Here is a 22539-nt window from a genome sequence, read left to right on the forward strand (position 1 = left end):
GAAGAAAAAATGAATGATTTATCGACAATGAGCAGCTTATCAAAAGAAGAGATTTTACAGCTGATTGAAGAAGCAGCTGCACTCAAAAAGGGGAAACAAGAACATGGATTAGCCGGAGAATTTGTGGCAAACCTTTTCTTTGAACCAAGCACAAGAACACGTTTTAGCTTCGAAGTAGCCGAGAAGAAACTAGGGATGAATGTCCTAAGCTTAGATGCAGCAAGCACCTCCGTTCAAAAAGGCGAAACACTTTACGATACGGTAAAAACACTCGAATCGATCGGAGTAAAGGCATGTGTGATCAGAGACAGCACCGATGAATATTATAACGAGCTGATCGGGAAGGTTGGAATTCCCATCATCAATGCAGGAGATGGCTGCGGACAGCACCCAACCCAATCACTGCTTGACCTCATGACCATCTTTGAAGAGTTTGGCGGCTTTGAAGGCTTAACGATTTCGATTCATGGAGACATCAAACATAGCAGGGTGGCAAGATCAAATGCTGAGGTTCTCTCAAGGCTGGGAGCGACAGTCCTCTTTTCAGGGCCTGCTTCCTTCCAGGATGAACAAAACCCTCACGGAACGTATGTCCAAGTAGATGAAGCCATCGCACAATCTGATGTGGTGATGCTGCTTAGAATCCAGCATGAACGGCACGCTGAAAAAATGGGCAGTGAAGATTACTTATCAACTTATGGATTAACAGTAGACAGAGCAAACAAAATGAAAGAACGCGCGATTATTATGCATCCAGCACCAGTAAACAGAGGTGTTGAAATAGATGATTCATTAGTAGAGTCCAAGCAGTCAAGGATTTTCAAACAAATGGAAAATGGTGTTTATATCCGAATGGCCGTATTAAAAAGAGCTTTTCAAAATAGCACACTACATCAAAAAGGGAGAGATTCTGTCTATGTCATATCTCATTAAAAACGGTTTTATCTTAACAAGCACAGGTGAAAGAGTGCAGCAGGATATTAGGGTAAAAGGAAAAGTGATTCAAGCGATTGGTCACCTAGAAAGAGAAGACGGAGAAGAGGTTATTGATGCAGCAGGGCTATTTGTGTCACCAGGCTTGATCGATCTGCATGTGCATTTAAGAGAGCCGGGCGGAGAGAAAAAGGAAACGATTGAAACAGGCTCTAAAGCAGCCGCAAGAGGCGGATATACGACGATTGCAGCGATGCCGAATACAAGGCCGGTTCCAGATACAAAAGAGCAAATGGAATGGCTGATGAATCGAATCGAAGAGACCTCATCTGTGAGAGTGCTGCCATACGCCTCCATCACAACGAGACAAATTGGGGAAGAGATGACGGATTTTGCAGCACTAAAAGAAGCAGGCGCCTTTGCTTTTACAGATGACGGTGTCGGCATCCAAACAGCAGGCATGATGTACGAAGCGATGAAACAGGCAGCAAGTCTTGATCAAGCGATTGTGGCGCACTGTGAAGATAACTCGCTCATTTACGGCGGGTGCGTTCATGAAGGAGAATTTTCAAAAGCAAATGGGTTAAACGGAATCCCGTCCATTTGTGAATCGGTGCATATTGCAAGAGATGTTCTTTTAGCAGAAGCAGCGAACTGTCATTATCATGTATGTCATATCAGTACGAAAGAATCTGTGCGGGTCGTACGCGATGCAAAAAAAGCAGGCATCCGTGTGACGGCTGAGGTGTCACCGCATCACCTGCTGTTGTGTGATACGGACATTCCAGGTCTTGATACAAATTATAAAATGAACCCGCCGCTCAGAGGAAAAGAGGATCGCGAGGCATTGATCGAGGGACTGTTAGATGGAACGATTGATTTCATCGCAACAGACCATGCGCCGCATACAGAAGAAGAAAAGAACGAAACCATGCAGCGTGCCCCGTTTGGAATTGTGGGACTTGAAACAGCGTTCCCGCTTCTGTATACACGATTTGTCAAAACAGGCGAATGGACATTAAAGGAACTCGTTGATTATATGACAATTAAACCAGCAGAAGCATTTTCTCTTCCATATGGAAAGCTTGAAGAAGGGCATATAGCTGATATCACACTTATTGATTTAAACAAAGAAATGGCAATTGATAAAACAAGCTTCTTATCTAAAGGGCAAAATACACCGTTTGACAAATTGACTGTATCAGGATGGCCGGTCATGACACTTGCATCTGGGAAAGTCGTTTATGAAGAGGGGAGACTAGTAAAATGAAGAGACGCTTAGTGCTAGAAAACGGAACAGTATTCGAAGGAACAGGCTTTGGCAGCTTAGAACCATCAGTCGGAGAAGTCGTCTTTAATACAGGGATGACGGGCTATCAAGAAATTTTATCTGATCCATCATACTGCGGGCAAATTGTCACACTGACTTACCCGCTTATCGGCAACTATGGCATTAACCGTGACGATTTTGAATCGATCACACCGTTTGTGAAAGGGCTGATTGTGAAAGAGCTTTGTGAAAAGCCCTCAAACTGGCGCTCTTCATATTCACTCGATGAATATTTAAAAATGAAAAACATTCCGGGGCTGAGCGGAATCGATACACGGAAGCTGACTAGAATGATTCGAAGTGCAGGGACTTTAAGAGGGGCGTTCGCAGGACCTGATGAACAAGTAGAAGACGTTGTCCGCCGCCTTCAAACATTGCAGCTGCCAACAGATCAAGTGAGTCAAGTATCTGTGAAAAATGCGTACCCAAGCCCAGGCAGAGGAAAAAGAATTGTCCTTGTCGATTTCGGCATGAAGCACGGCATTTTGCGCGAGCTCAATAAACGTGACTGCGACGTCATTGTGGTGCCATACAACATCACTGCAGATGAAGTGCTGCAGCTAAAGCCTGATGGCATCATGCTTTCAAACGGACCTGGAGATCCTGTGGATGTACCGGAAGCCGTTGAGATGATTCAGCAATTGATTGGAAAGGTGCCGCTCTTTGGTATATGCCTCGGACATCAATTGTTTGCTCTAGCGTGCGGTGCAAGCACAGAAAAAATGAAATTTGGCCACAGAGGATCAAACCATCCGGTGAAAGAACTAGCAACTGGCAAGGTGACACTGACTTCTCAAAACCACGGCTACACGGTTAGCAGTATTAACGAAGACGTGCTCGAAGTCACACATATTGCCCTAAACGACAATACGATTGAAGGATTAAAACATAAAGAAGCACCAGCATTCACTGTTCAGTACCACCCAGAAGCATCACCGGGTCCAGAAGATGCAAACTACTTATTTGACCAGTTCATGGAAATGATTCATACGACTGAGAAAGAAGGGGAAGAAGTATGCCAAAACGCGTAGACATCAAAAAGATTTTAGTAATCGGATCAGGTCCTATCATCATCGGTCAGGCAGCGGAGTTTGACTATGCAGGCACACAGGCTTGCTTAGCGCTAAAAGAAGAGGGCTATGAAGTCGTTCTTGTCAACTCTAACCCTGCGACCATCATGACAGATACAGAAATGGCCGACAAGGTATACATCGAACCACTGACACCAGAATTTTTAACACGAATCATTCGAAAAGAACGCCCTGATGCGATCTTGCCAACACTTGGCGGGCAAACCGGATTAAACCTTGCAGTTGAATTATCAGAGCTTGGCGTATTAGCTGAATGCGGCGTTGAAGTACTCGGTACAAAGCTGTCAGCCATTCAAAAAGCAGAGGATAGAGATTTATTCCGTAATTTAATGAATGAACTAAATGAGCCGGTACCAGAAAGTGAAATCATTCATAACCTTGAAGAAGCGATGGCGTTCACGGATCAAATCGGTTTCCCTGTCATTGTCAGACCAGCCTATACATTAGGCGGAACGGGCGGCGGTATTTGTACAAACGAGCAAGAACTGAAGGAAATCGTTGAAAACGGTCTGAAGCTAAGCCCAGTCACACAATGCTTACTTGAAAAAAGCATTGCCGGCTTTAAAGAAATTGAATATGAAGTCATGCGAGACAGCGGTGACCATGCAATCGTTGTTTGTAACATGGAAAACTTTGACCCTGTCGGCATCCATACAGGTGACAGTATTGTTGTAGCACCAAGCCAAACGTTAAGTGACCGTGAATATCAGCTGCTTCGTAATGTGTCGCTTAAGCTGATCCGTGCACTTGGTATTGAAGGCGGCTGTAACGTTCAGCTGGCACTTGATCCAAACAGCTTTCAATACTATATCATCGAGGTAAACCCGCGTGTGAGCCGTTCATCTGCGCTTGCGTCAAAAGCGACAGGCTATCCAATTGCCAAATTGGCAGCGAAAATTGCTGTCGGCTTAACGCTTGATGAAATGATGAACCCAGTCACAGGTAAAACCTATGCAGCCTTTGAGCCGGCACTTGACTATATCGTTTCAAAAATACCGCGCTGGCCGTTCGATAAATTTGAATCAGCGAACAGGCGTCTTGGTACGCAAATGAAGGCAACTGGTGAAGTCATGGCAATCGGCCGCACATTAGAAGAGTCTCTTCTAAAAGCTGTACGTTCACTTGAAGCCGATGTGCATCACATTGAATTAAAAGATGAAGCAGACATTACAAATGAAGTGCTTGAAAAGCGGATTATCAAAGCGGGAGACGAACGATTATTTTATATCGCTGAGGCGCTTAGAAGAGGCTATACAGTCGAACAAATACACGAATTCTCAAAAATTGATTACTTCTTCCTTCATAAGCTGGAAGGCATCATCGCCTTTGAGAAGACATTAAAAGAAAACAAAGGCAATACAGACGTATTAAAAGAAGCGAAAGAAAAAGGCTTCTCAGATATCTACATTAGCCGCGAGTGGAAGATGAACGAAGCGGATGTCTACAAGCTAAGACAAGAAGCAGGCATTGTACCTGTATACAAAATGGTGGATACATGTGCGGCAGAATTTGAATCAGAGACACCATATTTCTACAGCACATATGAAGATGAAAATGAATCAGAACGTACAGACAAGAAAAGCGTTATCGTATTAGGTTCAGGTCCTATCCGAATTGGACAAGGGGTTGAATTTGATTATGCGACTGTTCACTCTGTGTGGGCAATTAAACAAGCAGGCTATGAAGCGATCATTATTAACAACAACCCTGAAACAGTCTCAACAGACTTTAGTATTTCAGATAAGCTCTATTTTGAACCACTCACTGTAGAAGATGTCATGCATATCATCGACCTTGAACAGCCTGAAGGAGTCGTCGTTCAGTTCGGCGGACAAACGGCGATCAACCTAGCAGATGAATTGTCAAATAGAGGGGTTAAAATTCTTGGAACTTCCCTAGAAGACCTAGACCGCGCAGAAAACCGGGACAAGTTTGAACAAACGTTAGAAACACTTGGTGTGCCGCAGCCTAAAGGGAAAACAGCAACGTCTGTGCCTGAAGCTGTAGCGATTGCCAATCAAATCGGCTACCCAGTCCTTGTCCGTCCTTCCTATGTATTAGGCGGCCGCGCGATGGAAATTGTGTATCAAGAAGCTGAGCTTCTTCACTACATGGAGAATGCGGTGAAGGTCAACCCGCAGCATCCAGTGTTAATTGACAAGTATTTGACAGGAAAAGAAATTGAAGTAGATGCCGTGTCTGATGGAGAAACTGTCGTAATCCCAGGCATTATGGAACACATTGAAAGAGCCGGAGTTCACTCTGGTGACTCGATTGCGGTCTATCCGCCGCAAACATTGTCTGAGGACATCAAAGCAAAGATCGCAGAATACACGATCAAGCTTGCAAAAGGACTCAACATTATTGGGCTTTTGAACATTCAGTTTGTCCTATCAAAAGGTGAAGTGTATGTACTTGAAGTGAACCCGCGATCAAGCCGGACGGTTCCTTTCTTAAGTAAAATTACAGGCATCCCGATGGCAAACCTTGCGACAAAAGTCATCTTAGGAGACAAGCTCAAAAATTATGGCTACGAAGAAGGGCTCCATACAGAGCAAGAAGGGGTGTACGTCAAAGTTCCAGTCTTCTCTTTTGCAAAATTAAGAAGAGTGGATATTACACTCGGGCCTGAAATGAAATCAACAGGTGAAGTCATGGGGAAAGATGTCACGATCGAAAAAGCCCTATATAAAGGATTGATTGCATCAGGCATTCAAATCCCTAATGACGGAACAGTTCTTCTGACAGTGGCTGATAAGGATAAAGAAGAAGGACTTGAGATCGCAAGAAGATTCCATTCGATCGGCTATCATATTTTAGCAACAGAAGGAACGGCGAATTATTTAAAACAAGCCTCCATTCCATCAAGTGTGGTCGGCAAAATTGGAGAGGAAGGCAAAAATCTTCTTGATGTCATTCGAAACGGGGAAGCCCAATTCGTAATCAACACATTAACAAAAGGAAAACAGCCGGCAAGAGACGGCTTTAGAATTAGACGTGAATCTGTTGAAAACGGAGTGGCTTGCTTAACGTCACTAGATACAGCAGAAGCCATTTTAAGAGTGCTAGAGAGCATGACATTTAGAGCGGATGAAATGCCAGAAGTGAAAACGAATGCTGAGGTGACAGTAACGATATGAAAAAAGCATACTTGACGGTCGTCTCGAACCGAGAGATCGCTGATCATATTTACGAAATGACATTAAAAGGTGACCTTGTGGACTCCTTTCAAACGGCTGGACAATTTCTTCATCTAAAGGTCAGTGAATCCATGACACCGCTGCTGAGAAGACCGATCAGTATTGCCAACATTCATGCCGAGCAAAAAGAAGCAACTATCATTTACCGCGCAGAGGGAGAGGGCACAAAGCTCCTCTCCCAAAAGCGGGAGGGAGAATCAGTCGATGTATTAGGGCCGCTTGGAAACGGGTATGATCCTTCAGTCGTCAAGCCCGGAGAGACGGCATTACTAGTCGGCGGCGGAATTGGCGTACCGCCTCTATATGAACTGTCCAAGCGTTTAACGAAAAAAGGCGTCATCGTAAAGCATGTCCTCGGCTTTCAATCGAAAAAGGATGTATTTTACGAGGAGAAATTTCAAGCACTCGGCGATACATTTATTGCAACGGTTGATGGCACATACGGTGCTAAAGGCTTTGTAACAGATGTGATAAAAGAGCAAAACCTGAGCTTTGATGTGCTGCTTTCCTGCGGTCCAACACCTATGCTAAAAGCGCTGAAAGACACGTATCCTGATAAGCCCGTCTACATTTCGATGGAAGAACGAATGGGCTGCGGGATTGGTGCCTGCTTTGCATGTGTCTGTCATACCGATCAGCTCGACAAACCTTACGTCAAAGTGTGTCTTGATGGACCTGTTTTTAAAGCAGAGGAGGTGGCATTGTCATGCTAAACGTTGAGTTACCGGGATTATCTTTAAAGAATCCAATTATCCCTGCATCAGGCTGCTTTGGATTCGGGAGAGAATTTGCATCCTTATATGACCTATCATTGCTGGGCGGTATCATGATCAAAGCCACAACCCTTGAACCGAGATTTGGCAATCCGACTCCAAGGGTAGCCGAGACAGGAGCTGGTATGCTCAATGCAATCGGCCTTCAAAATCCAGGTCTAAAAGGCGTGCTTGAAAATGAATTGCCTTGGCTTGAGCAGTTTGATACGCCTATTATTGCGAATGTTGCTGGCTCACAGGTTGAAGATTATGTTGAAGTAGCCAAGCAAATCAGCCAAGCAAAAAATGTTCATGCCCTTGAGCTGAATATTTCTTGCCCAAATGTTAAAACCGGCGGAATCGCCTTTGGTACAGATCCAAATATGGCAGCATCATTGACAAAAGCAGTCAAGGACGTCTCTTCTGTACCTGTCTATGTCAAGCTGTCACCTAACGTAGCCAATATTGTGGAGATTGCTCAAGCGATTGAAGCTGCTGGAGCGGATGGACTCACCATGATTAACACATTAATCGGGATGCGTTTAGATTTAAAAACGGGGAAACCCATCCTTGCCAATAAAACAGGCGGATTATCAGGACCAGCTGTCAAACCTGTCGCTGTGCGCATGGTGCATGAGGTGAGTCAAGCGGTTTCTATTCCGATTATCGGGATGGGCGGAGTGCAAAGTGCTGAAGATGTACTTGAATTTTTACTAGCAGGTGCAAGTGCAGTAGCTGTCGGTACAGCCAATTTTGTGAATCCATTTATTTGCCTGGAAATCATTGAAGAGCTGCCAAATGTGTTAGCAGCATATGGTTATTCATCTGTAGAGGAATGTATCGGAAGGAGCTGGAAACATGAAGCACTTGCCCATCATCGCGCTTGATTTTCCTTCAGGACAAGAGGCGCTTGCCTTTTTAGATCCCTTTGAAGGGACACCATTATTTGTGAAGGTCGGCATGGAGCTGTTTTACCAAGAAGGACCTGCCATCCTTGATGCGCTGAAAGAAAAAAATTGCCGCATTTTTCTCGATCTAAAATTACATGACATTCCAACAACGGTGCAAAAAGCGATGAACCGGCTTGCCGCACTTGGCGTTGACTTGGTCAATGTGCATGCGGCTGGCGGGAAACGAATGATGCAGGCTGCGTTAGAGGGACTTGAAAGCGGGACTCCTGCTGGACAAAGCCGTCCGGGCATTATTGCAGTGACCCAGCTGACTAGTACGTCAGAAGCCATGATGAGAAAAGAATTACTCATTGACCGTCCGCTGCAAGAGACTGTTATCCGGTACGGACAATTAGCATATGAAAGTGGGCTGGACGGGGTTGTTTGCTCTGTTCATGAATCTAAAGCACTTCATGAACATATCTCACCCTCCTTTCTCACTGTAACGCCAGGTATTCGCTTACCAAATGATCAAACTGATGACCAACAGCGTGTGGCGACACCTGCCTATGCAAAAGAGCAAGGTGTTTCACAAATTGTTGTCGGGAGATCAATCACAAAAGCTGATAAACCAATAGAAGCTTATCATCAAATTTTGAAAGAGTGGGAGTGACTGCCAGATGAAATCAAAAATCGCGAAACATCTATTACAAATCAAAGCGGTCTCATTAAAACCAGACGAACCGTTTACATGGGCGAGCGGTATAAAATCACCGATCTATTGTGATAACCGCCTCACATTATCATATCCAGAAGTCAGACACGACATTGCGGAAGGTCTAAAAGATTTGATTCTCACTCATTTCAAGGGAGCAGAGGTTGTTGCGGGTACTGCAACAGCAGGCATTCCGCATGCAGCATTAGCAGCAGACCGCTTGAACATCCCGATGTGTTATGTCAGAAGTAAGCCGAAAGCACACGGCAAAGGAAATCAAATTGAAGGGGCCGTATCGAAAGGCCAAAAGGTTGTCGTCGTCGAAGACCTTATTTCCACAGGAGGCAGTGTGCTGGAAGTGGTTGCTGCTCTTCAAGCTGAGGGCTGCGAGGTACTAGGAGTTGCCGCAATCTTCACATACGGACTGCCAAAAGCAGCAGCCGCTTTTCAAGAAAAAAATATTCCATTTGTCACCCTGACAGACTATGACACATTGACAGACGTGGCACTTGAACTGAAAGCGATTGAGCCGTCTGCGATGAACAAACTAAAACGCTGGAGACAAGATCCTTCGTCTGAATCTTGGATGGAAGAAACGGTCTGAAAAGTCAAAGTCCAACGTTAACAATTTCAAAAGCTGTGCCTGCCCGCACGGCTTTTTCATTTGGGTAAAAATAGTAAAATAGACTCAAATTTTAATAAAAACTAATCCTATCAATAAAGTCGGGTTGACTTTTGTTTGAATTGTGTTAATATTTAAGACAAATTGAAACTCTTATCCAGAGAGGTGGAGGGACTGGCCCGATGAAACCCGGCAACCTGCGATTCGCAAGGTGCTACTTCCTGCAAAATGATTCTATTTTGAAAGATAAGGAAATTGTGAGCTTCCTCATCTTTCTTTCGGACTGAAAGAAAGTTTTTTTATTTTAACGGTGAGGAGGAAGAGGAGATGGAAGTGAAACAAAATCAGGATGAGGACTTAGTAAAGCATATGCAAGAACTGATTGGGGATATGAAATTCGGTTCAATTACGTTAATTGTTCAGGACGGTCAAGTGATTCAAGTGGAAAAAAACGAAAAAATTAGATTAAAGTAGTGCGGAAAATAGCAATATGAGCGGTACTCCGGAAGGGGAGAAATCATGTTAACTTATGAAAATTGGCAAGAGCCGTCCATTACATTTCAAGAAGATGATTTGTATAAAGGAGCCCTGTCTGTACTGAAATGGGCGTACGGTCATTATGGTGACCAGCTCGTATATGCGTGCAGCTTTGGGATTGAGGGCATCGTTCTGATTGATCTGATTGCAAAAGTAAAAAAAGATGCGAGAATTGTCTTTTTAGATACAGGTCTGCATTTTAAAGAAACTTACGACACAATTGATGCGGTAAAGGAAAGATACCCGGGTTTAGACATTGTACTGAAAACGCCAGAGCTGACGGTTGAACAGCAAAATGAGCAGCACGGTGATCAATTATGGAAAACAGATCCTCAAAGCTGCTGCCATATGCGTAAGGTCATTCCTTTGCAAGAAGCGCTATCTGGTTATCCAGCATGGCTTTCTGGTTTAAGAAGAGAGCAGTCACCAAAACGAGCAGGGACGAATTTCTTAAATAAGGATGAAAAATTCAAATCAGTGAAAGTATGTCCGCTCATCCATTGGACGTGGAAGGACATATGGAGATATGCATCTAGAGAGGAACTTACTTATAATCCGCTGCATGACCAAGGATATCCAAGTATCGGCTGTGCACCGTGTACACAGCCAGCATTTACTGCAGACGATCTGCGTTCTGGCAGATGGTCAGGAACAGCAAAGACAGAGTGCGGATTACATGAGTAAGGGAGCATAATGTATGGAAATCGCCGCAATTTTATTTAGTCTATTCTTTGCTTTAAACATAGGCGCAAGCGGGGCAGCTGCTTCTATGGGCATAGCGTATGGATCAGGTGCCATTCAAAAGCCCATTTATGCACTCAGTTTTTGTGCAGTGGGGATTTTAGCAGGTTCAGTGATTGGCGGCGGCGAGGTCGTCAAAACGATCAGCTCTGGTATTATGCCAGAATCAGTCATTACACTTGAAATCGTTTGTATTATCATTGGTTCTGCTGCACTATCACTTTTCATAGCGAATCTGATAGCGATTCCTTTATCAACAAGTGAGGTCACAGTAGGGGCTGTGGTTGGTGTGGCAGTCGCATATAAAGTATTGTTTGTGAAATCCATTTTAGTGATTGTGGCATTTTGGGTCATCATCCCGCTTTTCGCCTTTCTTTTTACCTTTGCTGTCGTCAAAATCATCAGAATGTTCCCTAAACGGAAGCTGTCTAAAAAAGGTACAGCTATTTTATCTGTCATATTAATCCTTAGTGGATTTTTAGAGGCATTTTCAGCCGGTATGAACAATGTGGCAAATGCCGTCGGCCCGCTCGTCGCTTCAGGCGTTTTGTCAGTTGGGCAGGGAACACTTTACGGCGGAATCTTCGTCGCAGCAGGGGCCCTCTTGCTAGGCAGAAGAGTGCTGGAAACAAACGGAAAGAAAATTACCCGCTATCAAACAGGCGAAGGGATTTTACTTTCGAGTACCGGTGCCGGGCTTGTCATCGTCAGCTCTATTTTGGGGCTGCCCGTTCCACTTACGCAAATCACCTCCTCGTCTATTATCGGGCTTGGAATGGCAAAAGGGGGGCCTAACATTTTTCACAAACATGTTGTGAAAAAAATGCTGAAGGTGTGGGTGGTCTCACCTTTCTTATCACTCAGCCTATCGTATTTGCTTGTGAGCCTTTTCTTAAAAGGAGACTATTACTCTATCTTTATCATGATGAGTGTACTGCTTGCCTCACTTGGTGCGCTGAGTCTGATGAAGGCAGTCAAAAATGAAAGCAGCTCTATTCATGAACAGGGCGGCGGGATTTAACCATAAATCCGACTATTAACATCTAATAAATATGAACATTGAGAGGAAGATGAACAAATGAGTTTAACACCACATGGTGGCGTATTAATTAATCGAGTAAATGAAGAATATGATCTCAGCACGGCTGCGAAGGAAATCGAACTAGATGCGATTTCCTTTGCAGACCTTGAACTCATTGCAATTGGCGGATATAGTCCAATTGAAGGGTTTTTAACAAAAGCTGATTATGAAGCAGTTGTAAGCAGTATGCGGCTAGCAAGTGGTGTCGTTTGGTCTCTTCCTATTACACTGCCAGTGACAAAAGAAAAGGCGGCGGAAATCCATCAAGGCGATATCGTGCGTTTATCCTACAATGGAACTGTATATGGAATCATTGAAGTAGAGGATCAATACACACCAGATAAGGAAAAAGAAGCGGTGAATGTCTATAAAACAGATGACCGCAATCATCCAGGCGTGAAAAAATTATTTGAACGCGGCGATACTTACATCGGCGGAAAAATTACACTGACGAAACGCAGTGAAAAACCATTCCCTCAATTTACGTATGAGCCAGAAGAAACAAGACGTCATTTTAAAGAAAACGGCTGGAAAACCATTGTTGGTTTCCAAACGAGAAACCCGGTTCATCGTGCCCATGAATATATTCAAAAAACAGCACTGGAAACAGTCGATGGTTTATTTTTAAATCCGCTTGTCGGTGAAACAAAATCTGACGACATCCCGGCAGATGTAAGAATGAAAAGCTATCAAGTATTATTGGACGGTTATTATCCAAAAGACCGCGTCTTTTTAGGTGTTTTTCCTGCTGCAATGCGTTATGCTGGACCAAAGGAAGCCATTTTTCATGCGCTAGTACGGAAAAATTATGGCTGCACCCATTTTATTGTTGGAAGAGATCATGCAGGTGTTGGTGACTATTACGGCACATACGAGGCGCAGGAACTATTTGATCAATTTACAAGCGAAGAAATCGGCATTACTCCATTAAAATTTGAACACAGCTTCTACTGTAATACATGTGAAGCGATGGCCACACCAAAAACGTGTCCTCACGACAAAAGCGAGCATGTCATTCTTTCAGGTACAAAGGTTCGAACAATGCTGAGAAACGGTGAATTACCACCAAGCACGTTCAGCCGAAAAGAAGTCATTGAAACATTAATCGAAGGATTAAAAACGACGGTATCTTAATGGGAGGGTATGACATGAGCAACGAACATATCGTGTGGCATGATTCATCTATTACAAAAAAAGAATATCAACAGAAAAACAATCATACGAGCGGCATTATCTGGCTTACAGGTCTAAGCGGGTCAGGTAAATCAACGATCGCGAATGCAGCTGCAAGAGAGCTGTTTGAACAAGGCTACCAAGTCACAGTTCTTGACGGCGATAATGTGCGGCACGGACTCAATAAAGATCTAGGGTTTTCAGATGATGACAGAAAAGAAAACATCCGCCGGATCGGAGAAGTAGCAAAATTATTTGTGGAGCAAGGGACGATTGTCATCACTGCTTTTATTTCTCCATTTCAAGAAGACCGCCACACTGTCAGACAGTTGGTCGAAGATGGAGAATTTCACGAAGTGTTTGTCAAATGTGATCTGAACGTGTGTGAAGAGCGTGATCCAAAAGGGTTATATAAAAAGGCGAGAAACGGTGAAATTCCATTTTTCACTGGAATCGATTCACCGTATGAAGAGCCTGCTGCGCCTGAGCTCGTATTAGATACAGGGGAATTATCCCGTGAGGAATCCAAACAGCGTCTTGTTGATTATGTAAAAGGAACAACGAAATAATCGCCTGATGGCAGGGGGAGAAAAGCAAGATGGGGAAAGTATACATTGTGGGTGCTGGACCCGGTGACCCAGATTTAATAACATTAAAGGCCCATAAGGCGATACAGCAGGCAGATGTCATCTTATATGATCGTCTTGTCAATCAAGAAATTCTCGCCCATGCCAAACCGGAGGCGGAATTGATTTATTGCGGCAAGCTGCCAAATCATCATACAATGAGACAGGAAGCCATCAATGAAGCGCTTGTGGCTCATGCAAAGGAAGGGAACGTTGTCGTTCGGCTGAAAGGCGGCGACCCCTTTGTCTTTGGCCGCGGCGGTGAAGAAATCGAATGCTTAGCTGAGCACGGAATTCCGTATGAGGTCGTCCCGGGAATTACTTCTGGTATTGCAGCGGCTGCTTATGCGGGCATCCCTGTGACACATCGTGAATTCAGCTCAAATGTTGCTTTTGTCACGGGTCACTATCAAAAGGATGAACATTTTGAAGAAAAGTGGGAGGCGCTGGCTACAGGGATTGATACTCTTGTGATTTACATGGGTGTCAAAAACGTGGAGAGAGTGCAGCGCCTGCTTTTGAAAAATGGACGGGACCCTGAAACACCCGCTGCATTTATACACTGGGGAACCACAACAAGGCAAAAGACAACTTGCTGCACGGTTGCGACACTGTCTGAAACCGTTGAAAAAGAAGGGATCGAGCATCCAAGTTTAATTGTTGTTGGAGATGTCGTTCATTTTCATCAAAAGCTGAACTGGTTTGAACCTGCATTAATCGAGAAATGAGAATGATAGAGAAAAGACACGTGCATACATCGTGTCTTTTCGTCTGATGAAAACAAGTGAGAGGGAGGAGCCGCATGAAACAAGCTGTCCTTTATGTTGGGCATGGAAGCCGAGTAAAAGAAGCACAAGATAAGGCCATTTCTTTTATGAAAAGCTGTATGCCGTTAGTGAAAGCAGATATACAAGAAATTTGTTTTTTAGAGCTGACGGACCCTTCTATAGAAGAAGGATTTGAGGCCTGTGTGAAAAAAGGAGCGACACACATTGCCATCGTCCCGCTCCTCCTTTTAACTGCCATGCATGCCAAATCGGATATCCCGGTCGAAATTGAGAAAGTGCGCGCGCGTTTCCCGCAAGTGAAGGTCACATATGGAAAGCCGATCGGCGTGAATCAAGAAGTAACAAAAGCGGTTGCCGCAAGAATTGAAGAAGCAGGATATCAAGGCGAGCGCGCGCGGATTCTTTTAATTGGCCGCGGGAGCTCTGATCCGGATGTGAAGCGAGATGTGTTTGGTATTGCAGACGATGTCCGAAATCTGCTTCCTCATGCAGAGGTTCTTCCGTGTTTTATTACAGCATGTGAGCCAAATTATCGAGATGTTCTCGCGCAGTTATCAGAAGATGACGATGGGCCTGTTTATCTCGTTCCTTACTTACTGTTTACGGGGATTTTAATGAAAGAAATTGAAAGTGAAGCCGCTCAGGCGAGAAAGCGGCTGAAAGATGTCCGGGTATGCCGGTATATTGGCTTTCATCCGCATGTCAAAGCGGCTTATATTGAACGCGTGCAAGAAACCATTTTAAACAAAGACGATGCGTTTCGTTTCCGAGGAGAAAGCCATGCTTCCAGTCCATCTTGATTTAACCAATAAACAAGTGGTCATCGCCGGCGGCGGATCTGTTGCATTAAGAAGAGCAAAGACATTATGTACGGAGTCTTGCCATATAACTGTTGTGAGTCCTGATCTTTCTGAAGAGATGGCGTGCCTCATTGATACATACGCATTGAATTGGAAGGAAAAGAAGGTGGGCGCTGAAGATTTGAAGGATGCGTTTTTTATTGTAGCTGCGACAAACGACCCTTCGGTAAATGAATGGATTGCACAAACAGCACAGCCTCACCAGCTCGTGAATTGTGTGAGCCAATCTGAGCTCGGTAATGTGATGGTGCCGAAGGTTGTCAAAGCAGGAAAAGTGACGATTTCAGTCTCTACAAGCGGTGCAAGCCCCGCCCGGACAAAACAGCTGGCTGCGGCAATTGAATCCTTGCTTGAAGAAGAGGATATTGACGCACTTGATGCCCTTTACATCGAAAGAAAAAAACGACAAAGAAAAAGCCGATAAAATCGGGGGCTGACCCTCGATTTTATCGGCTTTTTTATTTATTTTCTCAGCTTGAGCACAAGATCTTCGTCAGGCGTGACAAATAATGTTTGCTGCTGATCATACGTAACAAAGCCAGGCTTTACTCCGTTTGGTTTTTTCACATGCCGGATTTTTGTATAGTCGACAGGTACGGAGCTGGACTCTTTTGCCTTTGAAAAATAGGCGGCAATTTGAGCCGCTTCAAGCAGCGTTTGTTCATCAGGTGCTTGGTGGCGGATGACGACATGTGATCCAGGAATATCCTTTGTATGCAGCCAAATATCATCACGAGCAGCTGCCTTTGTAGTCAAATACTCGTTTTGTTTGTTGTTTTTTCCGACTAAAATTGGTATGCCTTGGGACGATTCATACGTTTCGAGCCGAATGGCCGCCGGTTTTTTCTTTTTGGCGAGACGCTTTTGTTTGGCGCGCAAATATTTTCCTTCCACAAGCTCTTCTCTCATTTCCTCTAAATCCTTCGGTGAAGCAGAGGACAGCTGCTGAATCAGCTCTTCAAAATAAGCAATTTCTTCATGTGTCCGCTTAATTTGTTCATTTACAGCTTCTACAGCATTTTTTGCCTTTTGATATTTTGTAAAATATGCCTGGGCATTTTCAGAAGGGGTTTTGTTTGTTTTGAGCGGAATCGTGATTTCTCCGCCGTCTTCATCGTAATAATTGATAACAGTCGCTTCTTTATCCCCTTTTTTAATCGCATATAAATTGGCTGTTAACAATTCGCCATAGAGCTGATATTTGTGTGCATCTTGAGATTCTTCAAGGGTTCTTTTTAGCTTTTTCAGCTTGTTTTCATTTTTCTTTTTTTCATTGACGACAAACCGTTCAAGGTCCGCTGCCTGCTGTTTGACTCTATCTCTCTCAGCTTTTCCAAAATAAAAGCGGTCAAGCAGCTGGCTGAGTGAGTCGAATGTCTTCATCTCACCATGGACATGCTGAAGCTCTAATAAATAGAAATACTCTTTTCCGTCTTTTCTTGTGAGCTGCGGTGTAAAGGAATGCATGCGAATGAGCTGGAACATGTCGAGCAGTGTATTTGGAATCGTTTCTTGATTGGCAAGGCCGGCCCGGTGTACTGCTTCCTTTGCAAACAGCGGGGAAACCCCAGAGAAGGTATCGACAATTTGATTTGCGATCTTTCCTTCTTGAAAGCGTAAATGCTTCAAAATATCATCCTTTGTCACGTCAAAAGGATTCAATTTTTGCTGCGCAGGCGGCAGAAGGTATTCATGACCAGGGAGCACCGTTCGATAGCTGTTCACAGATGGAGAAAGGTGTTTCAAGCCATCAATGATCTGCTGCGTTCCATCCTCTACGAGAATGAAATTACTATGACGTCCCATGATTTCTATGTAAAGCTTACGCGTCTGCTCATCGCCAATTTCATTTCGGCTTCTCACATGAAGCACGATCACCCGGTCAAACCCAATCTGTTCAAAACGTTCAATGAAGCCGCCCTCAAGATGCTTTCTGAGGAGCATACAAAACATTGGCGGTTCGCTTGGATTGTCGTATTGATGCTCAGTGAGCTGCACTCTCGCATAGCTCGGATGAGCCGATAAAAGGAGCTTATGATTTTTCCCGTTTGCCCGAATATGAAAAATCAGCTCGTGCTTATATGGCTGATGGATTTTTGAAATCCTCCCGCCAGTTAATGTCTCTTGCAATTCATTTGTCATACCATATGTAAAAATGCCGTCAAATGACATGTTGGATACACCCTCTTCTTTCACACAAATCTACTGAAAGAACCTTCTGTTTTCTCGTTCTTTAGGCAGTCTTATTATTATAGCATGATTTAGGACGAGTCTGAATAAACTGGCTTATAGAACACTGCATATGAGAGAGAACAAAAGAGGAGTGGACGAGGTCAAATGAATTGGCATGAACTGAACCAAACCGATTTATTAAAAACAATGAATACATCGATAGGTGACGGACTGTCAGAAAAAGATGTACAAAAGCGGCTTGAAAAACACGGGCCAAATGAATTGCAGGAAGGAAAAAAGGCGTCGGCTCTGATCATTTTTTTAGCACAGTTTAAAGATTTCATGGTGTTAATCTTGCTTGCAGCAACAATCATTTCTGCCTTTTTAGGAGAATACATTGATGCTGTTGCGATTGTAGCCATTGTTTTAATTAATGGTGTACTCGGCTTTTATCAAGAGCGCCGGGCGGAAAAATCCCTTCAAGCGTTAAAAGAATTATCAACTCCGCATGTATATGCAAGGAGAAATAATGAATGGGTTAAGATCCCGTCTAAACATCTCGTGCCAGGGGATATTGTGAAATTTTCGAGCGGAGACCGGATTGGGGCGGATATTAGATTACTAGAAACAAAGAGCTTAGAAATTGAGGAGTCCGCTCTCACTGGCGAGTCCATCCCAGCAGTCAAACACGCAAGTCCTCTTTCAAGCAGCCATGTCTCGCTTGGAGATTTGACGAACATGGCCTTTATGGGGACGCTTGTTACTAGAGGAAGCGGCGTAGGGGTTGTCATTGGTACAGGAATGAATACGGCAATGGGACAAATTGCCGGTATGCTGGATGCAGCAGGTAATATGGAAACGCCGCTGCAAAGGCGTCTCGAGCAGCTTGGGAAAATTCTGATTGTGGCTGCTTTATTTTTAACGGTGCTCGTAGTGGTTCTCGGTGTTGTGCAAGGGCATGAATTGTATCATATGTTCCTAGCGGGAGTATCTCTTGCTGTTGCGGCGATTCCAGAAGGACTGCCGGCGATCGTCACTGTCGCACTTTCCCTAGGGGTGCAGCGGATGATCAAACAAAAATCGATTGTCAGAAAGCTCCCCGCGGTGGAAACACTCGGCTGCGCGTCAATCATTTGCTCAGATAAGACAGGAACGATGACGCAAAATAAAATGACCGTGACCCATGTATGGGCAGAGGGGAAAACGTGGAATATTTCTGGCACAGGCTACGAGCCATCCGGTGACTTTACCTTAAACGGAGAAATCGTCCATGCCGACAATCACCCAAGCCTGCAAAAGGTGTTATTATACGGGGCGCTGTGTAATACATCGACCATCGTTGAAAAAGACGGAGAGATGAGGCTTGATGGCGATCCGACAGAGGGGGCGCTTCTTACCGCAGCACGTAAAGCGGGTTTTACAGAGCAATTCATTGAAGCTGGATTTCATGTCATTGAGGAGTTTCCTTTTGATTCAGAAAGAAAGATGATGTCAGTCGTCGTTGAAACGAATCAAAAAGAGCGGTATGTCATTGCAAAAGGTGCGCCGGATGTACTAATGAACCGTTCAAGTCATATCATGCACGGCGGACGCACAGCTTCTTTTTCAGCGACTCACAGGCAAGAAACAGAAGCTGCAATTCAAGGGTTGGCAAGACAGGCGCTTAGAACCATTGCCATTGCGTATAAAAAAGTCAGTCTGACAGACAAAATCACCTCTGTAAAGCAGGCTGAAACCGATTTAACATTGATCGGGTTAGAGGGCATGATCGATCCACCGCGTCCTGAAGTCAGACGAGCGATTAAAGAGTGCCGGGATGCCGGGATTAAAACGGTCATGATTACAGGCGACCACGTCGAAACGGCCAAAGCGATCGCCAAAGACTTGAGCCTTTTACCGAAGCAAGGACAGGTGCTCGACGGAAAAGCGCTTGATCAGATGAGCGACAAAGAGCTTGAGCAAACGGCTGAAAATGTATACGTCTTTGCCCGGGTTTCCCCTGAGCATAAACTGAGAATTGTCAAAGCCTATCAAAAAAATGGGCATGTTGTGGCGATGACAGGTGACGGGGTCAATGATGCGCCTGCCATTAAACAAGCAGATATCGGCATTTCCATGGGCATCACTGGAACAGACGTAGCCAAAGAAGCGTCATCTCTTATTTTACTTGACGATAACTTTGCGACCATTAAATCCGCCATTAAAGAAGGCCGGAATATTTATGAAAACATTCGTAAGTTTGTCCGTTATTTGCTGGCATCAAATGTCGGAGAAATTTTGGTCATGCTGTTTGCGATGCTCCTCGCGCTTCCGCTTCCGCTCGTTCCTATACAAATCTTATGGGTCAACCTTGTCACAGATGGTCTGCCGGCTATGGCACTTGGCATGGATAAGCCAGAAGGCGATGTCATGAAGAGAAAGCCGCGGAATGTGAAAGAGGGCATTTTTGCTAGAGGGCTTGGCTGGAAGGTCATTTCAAGAGGCTTCCTCATCGGACTTGCGACCCTTTTGGCATTTATATTTGTGTATCACCGCGATCCAAACAACCTGCAATATGCACAGACTGTCGCATTTAGTACGCTTGTTTTGGCGCAGCTCATTCATGTATTTGACTGCCGCAGTGAACGGTCCATTTTTGAACGTAATCCATTTGGGAACCTTTATTTGATCGGTGCGGTTTTGTCATCACTTTTGCTCATGTTTGTGGTCATTTATTACCCGCCGCTTCAGCCGATTTTCAAAACGGTCGCGGTTGCACCAATTGATTGGCTGCTGATCATCGGGATGTCTGCACTGCCAACTTTTTTACTGGCAGGATCACTTTTGACAAGAAAAAAATAATTGATTATGGTATAATTTTGAGGTAATAGTGTCTGCTATTACCTTTTTCATTTTATTAATATGAAAGAATTGGGTGTTTTGACATGATACGCAGTATGACGGGATTCGGCCAAGCGAGTAAAACGGATGGAGAACTGACAGTGTCAGTTGAGCTAAAATCGGTCAATCACCGTTTTAAAGAGGTTCATGCCCGTTTGCCGAGGCCGCTTTTATATTTCGAAGATACATTAAAAAAAATCATTCTTCGTCACGTGCAGCGCGGTAGAATTGAGCTGTTTGTCACGATTGAAGGCGGTAAACTAGCAAGCCGGTCCTTACAGATCGACTGGCCGCTGCTTGATGAATACATGAAAGCCGCAAAAGACCTCGAAGAACGCTATCACATTTCAGGCATTCAGCATGCACATGACTTATTGGGGCTGGAGCTTGCCGTTCAGGTGGAAGAGTCAGCCAGCCGAAATGAACAGTTAGAGCAGCTGCTGATGGAAGCTTGCGAGGCTGCTGTCAAGGAGCTTTGCTTCATGAGAGAGCAAGAGGGAGCATCACTTCAAAAAGACTGTGAACTGAGGCTTTCTGAACTAGAGGCCTATACAGAAGAAATCAAAGTCTTTGCACCAGAGGTTGTGAGTCAGTACAAAGAACGATTGAATCAGCGATTGCAAGAATGGATCGGAGAGGCGCTTGACGAGAGCAGACTAACGACAGAGGCTGCCATCTTTGCTGACCGGTGTGACATTACAGAAGAGATTACGAGACTGAAAAGTCATTTTCAGCAGTTTCAGCAAATCTTGCTGCAAGGCGGTGCTGCCGGCCGAAAACTTGACTTCCTTGTACAGGAGCTCAACCGTGAAGTGAACACTATTGGATCAAAAGCGAACCATCACCATTTAACAAAGCTGGTGGTTGAAATGAAAAGTGCTATTGAAAAAATAAAAGAACAAGTGCAAAATATAGAATAGTCATTGTGTATGCTGTTTACAGTGCGTCTCTTTCGGCGAGACTAGAGACGTTTATATTACAGGGGGACGAAAGAAGATGACCATAAAGTTGATCAATATCGGATTTGGAAACATCATTTCAGCGAATCGGATGATTTCGATCGTCAGTCCGGAATCAGCACCGATTAAACGAATGATACAAGACGCAAGAGATCGAGGCATGCTCATAGATGCTACATACGGAAGAAGAACCCGTGCTGTTGTCATTATGGACAGTGACCATGTCATCTTATCTGCCGTTCAGCCTGAGACTGTCGCGCAAAGACTTTCTGTAAAAGAAGAAATCATAGATGAAGGGCAGGGGTAATACGCCATTATGAAAGAAAGAGGACTTTTAATCGTTCTCTCTGGACCTTCGGGAGTTGGAAAAGGAACGGTCAGACAAGCCATTTTCTCCCAGGAAGATACGAAATTTGAATACTCTATTTCTGTGACGACACGCAAACCGCGTGAAGGTGAAAGAAATGGTGTCGATTATTTCTTTAAAACCAGGGAAGAATTTGAACATATGATTGAAAACAAAAAGCTGTTAGAATGGGCAGAGTACGTCGGGAATTACTACGGCACGCCTGTTGACTATGTAGAACAGACATTAAGCGAAGGAAAAGATGTTTTCCTTGAAATTGAAGTGCAAGGTGCACTTCAAGTAAGAGAAGCATTCCCAGAAGGTCTTTTTATTTTCCTTGCACCGCCTAGTCTTTCAGAACTTCAAAACCGTATTATTACACGCGGTACAGAGTCTGAGGAGCTCATTCGAAACCGAATGGCCGCTGCGAAAGAAGAAATTGAAATGATGGATGCTTACGACTATGTCGTTGAAAACGATGATGTCGAGCTTGCTTGTGAAAGAATCAAAGCGATCGTCCTTGCAGAACACCTGCGCAGAGACAGAGTCGCACCAAGATATAAAAAAATGCTGGGGGTAGAATAAACCATGTTAGATCCTTCAATTGACTCATTGATGAACAAACTTGATTCAAAATACACACTTGTAACAGTGTCGGCACGCCGTGCACGTGAAATGCAGATCCATCAAGATCAGCAGATTGAAAACACAAAGTCTTACAAATTCGTAGGCAAAGCACTAGAAGAAATCGACGCTGGTCTTTTGACATTTGAAAAAGAGGATCAAGAATAACACATCGCTTCTGCAATGCAGATACGATACGTTCAAAAAAGTCAAAACTAT

Annotated in this window: 22 protein-coding genes and 1 riboswitch; of the genes, 21 read left to right on the top strand and 1 reads right to left on the bottom strand. The window is 44.3% G+C overall.

The genetic code is table 11. The features are described 5' to 3' along the window. Positions 1–9 precede the first annotated feature (9 nt). From BAE31_RS04195 to BAE31_RS04270, 16 genes are all read left to right on the top strand, one after another. Positions 10–933, top strand: a complete 924-nt coding sequence (locus BAE31_RS04195; RefSeq protein WP_024424232.1) for an aspartate carbamoyltransferase catalytic subunit — start codon at positions 10–12, stop codon at positions 931–933. Next, positions 917–2203 carry a dihydroorotase gene (locus tag BAE31_RS04200; protein ID WP_024424231.1) on the top strand — a complete coding sequence of 429 codons (1287 nt, stop codon included), beginning with the start codon at positions 917–919 and terminating at the stop codon, positions 2201–2203. The genes BAE31_RS04195 and BAE31_RS04200 overlap by 17 nt, the downstream gene beginning before the upstream one ends. Further along, the gene (locus BAE31_RS04205; RefSeq protein ID WP_024424230.1) at positions 2200–3294 is read left to right on the top strand and encodes a carbamoyl phosphate synthase small subunit; all 1095 of its coding nucleotides are present in this window, start codon (positions 2200–2202) and stop codon (positions 3292–3294) included. The genes BAE31_RS04200 and BAE31_RS04205 overlap by 4 nt, the downstream gene beginning before the upstream one ends. Next, positions 3279–6494: a carbamoyl-phosphate synthase (glutamine-hydrolyzing) large subunit gene (gene carB / locus BAE31_RS04210; protein ID WP_034623677.1), complete on the top strand. Its 3216-nt coding sequence runs from the start codon at positions 3279–3281 to the stop codon at positions 6492–6494. The genes BAE31_RS04205 and carB overlap by 16 nt, the downstream gene beginning before the upstream one ends. Continuing rightward, positions 6491–7267 carry a dihydroorotate dehydrogenase electron transfer subunit gene (locus tag BAE31_RS04215; protein ID WP_041117331.1) on the top strand — a complete coding sequence of 259 codons (777 nt, stop codon included), beginning with the start codon at positions 6491–6493 and terminating at the stop codon, positions 7265–7267. Before carB ends, BAE31_RS04215 begins: the two co-directional genes overlap by 4 nt. Continuing rightward, positions 7261–8193, top strand: a complete 933-nt coding sequence (locus BAE31_RS04220) for a dihydroorotate dehydrogenase (RefSeq protein WP_076839534.1) — start codon at positions 7261–7263, stop codon at positions 8191–8193. Before BAE31_RS04215 ends, BAE31_RS04220 begins: the two co-directional genes overlap by 7 nt. Then, the gene (gene pyrF / locus BAE31_RS04225; RefSeq protein WP_076839535.1) at positions 8165–8869 is read left to right on the top strand and encodes an orotidine-5'-phosphate decarboxylase; all 705 of its coding nucleotides are present in this window, start codon (positions 8165–8167) and stop codon (positions 8867–8869) included. The genes BAE31_RS04220 and pyrF overlap by 29 nt, the downstream gene beginning before the upstream one ends. A gap of 7 nt (positions 8870–8876) precedes the next feature. After that, the gene (pyrE, locus tag BAE31_RS04230) at positions 8877–9515 is read left to right on the top strand and encodes an orotate phosphoribosyltransferase (RefSeq protein ID WP_041108925.1); all 639 of its coding nucleotides are present in this window, start codon (positions 8877–8879) and stop codon (positions 9513–9515) included. A gap of 168 nt (positions 9516–9683) precedes the next feature. Then, positions 9684–9786, top strand: a riboswitch (SAM riboswitch). A gap of 116 nt (positions 9787–9902) precedes the next feature. Then, positions 9903–10007 carry a DUF2292 domain-containing protein gene (locus tag BAE31_RS04235; RefSeq protein ID WP_369810469.1) on the top strand — a complete coding sequence of 35 codons (105 nt, stop codon included), beginning with the start codon at positions 9903–9905 and terminating at the stop codon, positions 10005–10007. 45 nt (positions 10008–10052) lie between these two features. Further along, on the top strand, positions 10053–10754 hold the full coding sequence (locus tag BAE31_RS04240) for a phosphoadenylyl-sulfate reductase (RefSeq protein ID WP_024424224.1): 702 nt from the start codon (positions 10053–10055) through the stop codon (positions 10752–10754). Between the two features lie 13 nt (positions 10755–10767). After that, complete coding sequence (locus BAE31_RS04245) at positions 10768–11832, top strand: inorganic phosphate transporter (RefSeq protein ID WP_041108926.1); 1065 nt, start codon at positions 10768–10770, stop codon at positions 11830–11832. Between the two features lie 57 nt (positions 11833–11889). Then, positions 11890–13026: a sulfate adenylyltransferase gene (gene sat / locus BAE31_RS04250; protein WP_041108927.1), complete on the top strand. Its 1137-nt coding sequence runs from the start codon at positions 11890–11892 to the stop codon at positions 13024–13026. 14 nt (positions 13027–13040) lie between these two features. Next, positions 13041–13634: an adenylyl-sulfate kinase gene (gene cysC / locus BAE31_RS04255; protein ID WP_034281722.1), complete on the top strand. Its 594-nt coding sequence runs from the start codon at positions 13041–13043 to the stop codon at positions 13632–13634. A gap of 29 nt (positions 13635–13663) precedes the next feature. Next, positions 13664–14419, top strand: a complete 756-nt coding sequence (cobA, locus tag BAE31_RS04260; RefSeq protein WP_041108928.1) for a uroporphyrinogen-III C-methyltransferase — start codon at positions 13664–13666, stop codon at positions 14417–14419. A gap of 74 nt (positions 14420–14493) precedes the next feature. After that, the gene (locus BAE31_RS04265) at positions 14494–15279 is read left to right on the top strand and encodes a sirohydrochlorin chelatase (RefSeq protein WP_041108930.1); all 786 of its coding nucleotides are present in this window, start codon (positions 14494–14496) and stop codon (positions 15277–15279) included. After that, positions 15260–15763: an NAD(P)-dependent oxidoreductase gene (locus tag BAE31_RS04270; protein ID WP_041108931.1), complete on the top strand. Its 504-nt coding sequence runs from the start codon at positions 15260–15262 to the stop codon at positions 15761–15763. Before BAE31_RS04265 ends, BAE31_RS04270 begins: the two co-directional genes overlap by 20 nt. A gap of 38 nt (positions 15764–15801) precedes the next feature. Here BAE31_RS04270 and BAE31_RS04275 read toward each other — a convergent pair whose 3' ends face one another. Beyond that, positions 15802–17511: an Rqc2 family fibronectin-binding protein gene (locus tag BAE31_RS04275; protein WP_076839537.1), complete on the bottom strand. Its 1710-nt coding sequence runs from the start codon at positions 17509–17511 to the stop codon at positions 15802–15804. A 165-nt stretch (positions 17512–17676) separates the two neighbouring features. Here BAE31_RS04275 and BAE31_RS04280 point away from each other — a divergent pair, with 165 nt between their 5' ends. From BAE31_RS04280 to rpoZ, 5 genes are all read left to right on the top strand, one after another. Continuing rightward, positions 17677–20352, top strand: a complete 2676-nt coding sequence (locus BAE31_RS04280; protein WP_076839538.1) for a calcium-translocating P-type ATPase, SERCA-type — start codon at positions 17677–17679, stop codon at positions 20350–20352. Positions 20353–20435: 83 nt separating this feature from the next. Further along, positions 20436–21311 carry a YicC/YloC family endoribonuclease gene (locus tag BAE31_RS04285; protein ID WP_034281735.1) on the top strand — a complete coding sequence of 292 codons (876 nt, stop codon included), beginning with the start codon at positions 20436–20438 and terminating at the stop codon, positions 21309–21311. A 76-nt stretch (positions 21312–21387) separates the two neighbouring features. Beyond that, positions 21388–21657 carry an extracellular matrix/biofilm regulator RemA gene (gene remA / locus BAE31_RS04290; RefSeq protein ID WP_008344898.1) on the top strand — a complete coding sequence of 90 codons (270 nt, stop codon included), beginning with the start codon at positions 21388–21390 and terminating at the stop codon, positions 21655–21657. Between the two features lie 9 nt (positions 21658–21666). Next, positions 21667–22281, top strand: coding sequence for a guanylate kinase (gmk, locus tag BAE31_RS04295; protein WP_024424214.1), 615 nt, complete (start codon positions 21667–21669; stop codon positions 22279–22281). A gap of 3 nt (positions 22282–22284) precedes the next feature. Continuing rightward, positions 22285–22488, top strand: coding sequence for a DNA-directed RNA polymerase subunit omega (gene rpoZ / locus BAE31_RS04300; RefSeq protein WP_003211647.1), 204 nt, complete (start codon positions 22285–22287; stop codon positions 22486–22488). Positions 22489–22539 lie beyond the last annotated feature (51 nt).

It is taken from the genome of Bacillus sp. I-2 (assembly GCF_001974945.1).
Taxonomy (GTDB): Bacteria; Bacillota; Bacilli; order Bacillales; family Bacillaceae; genus Bacillus; species Bacillus safensis.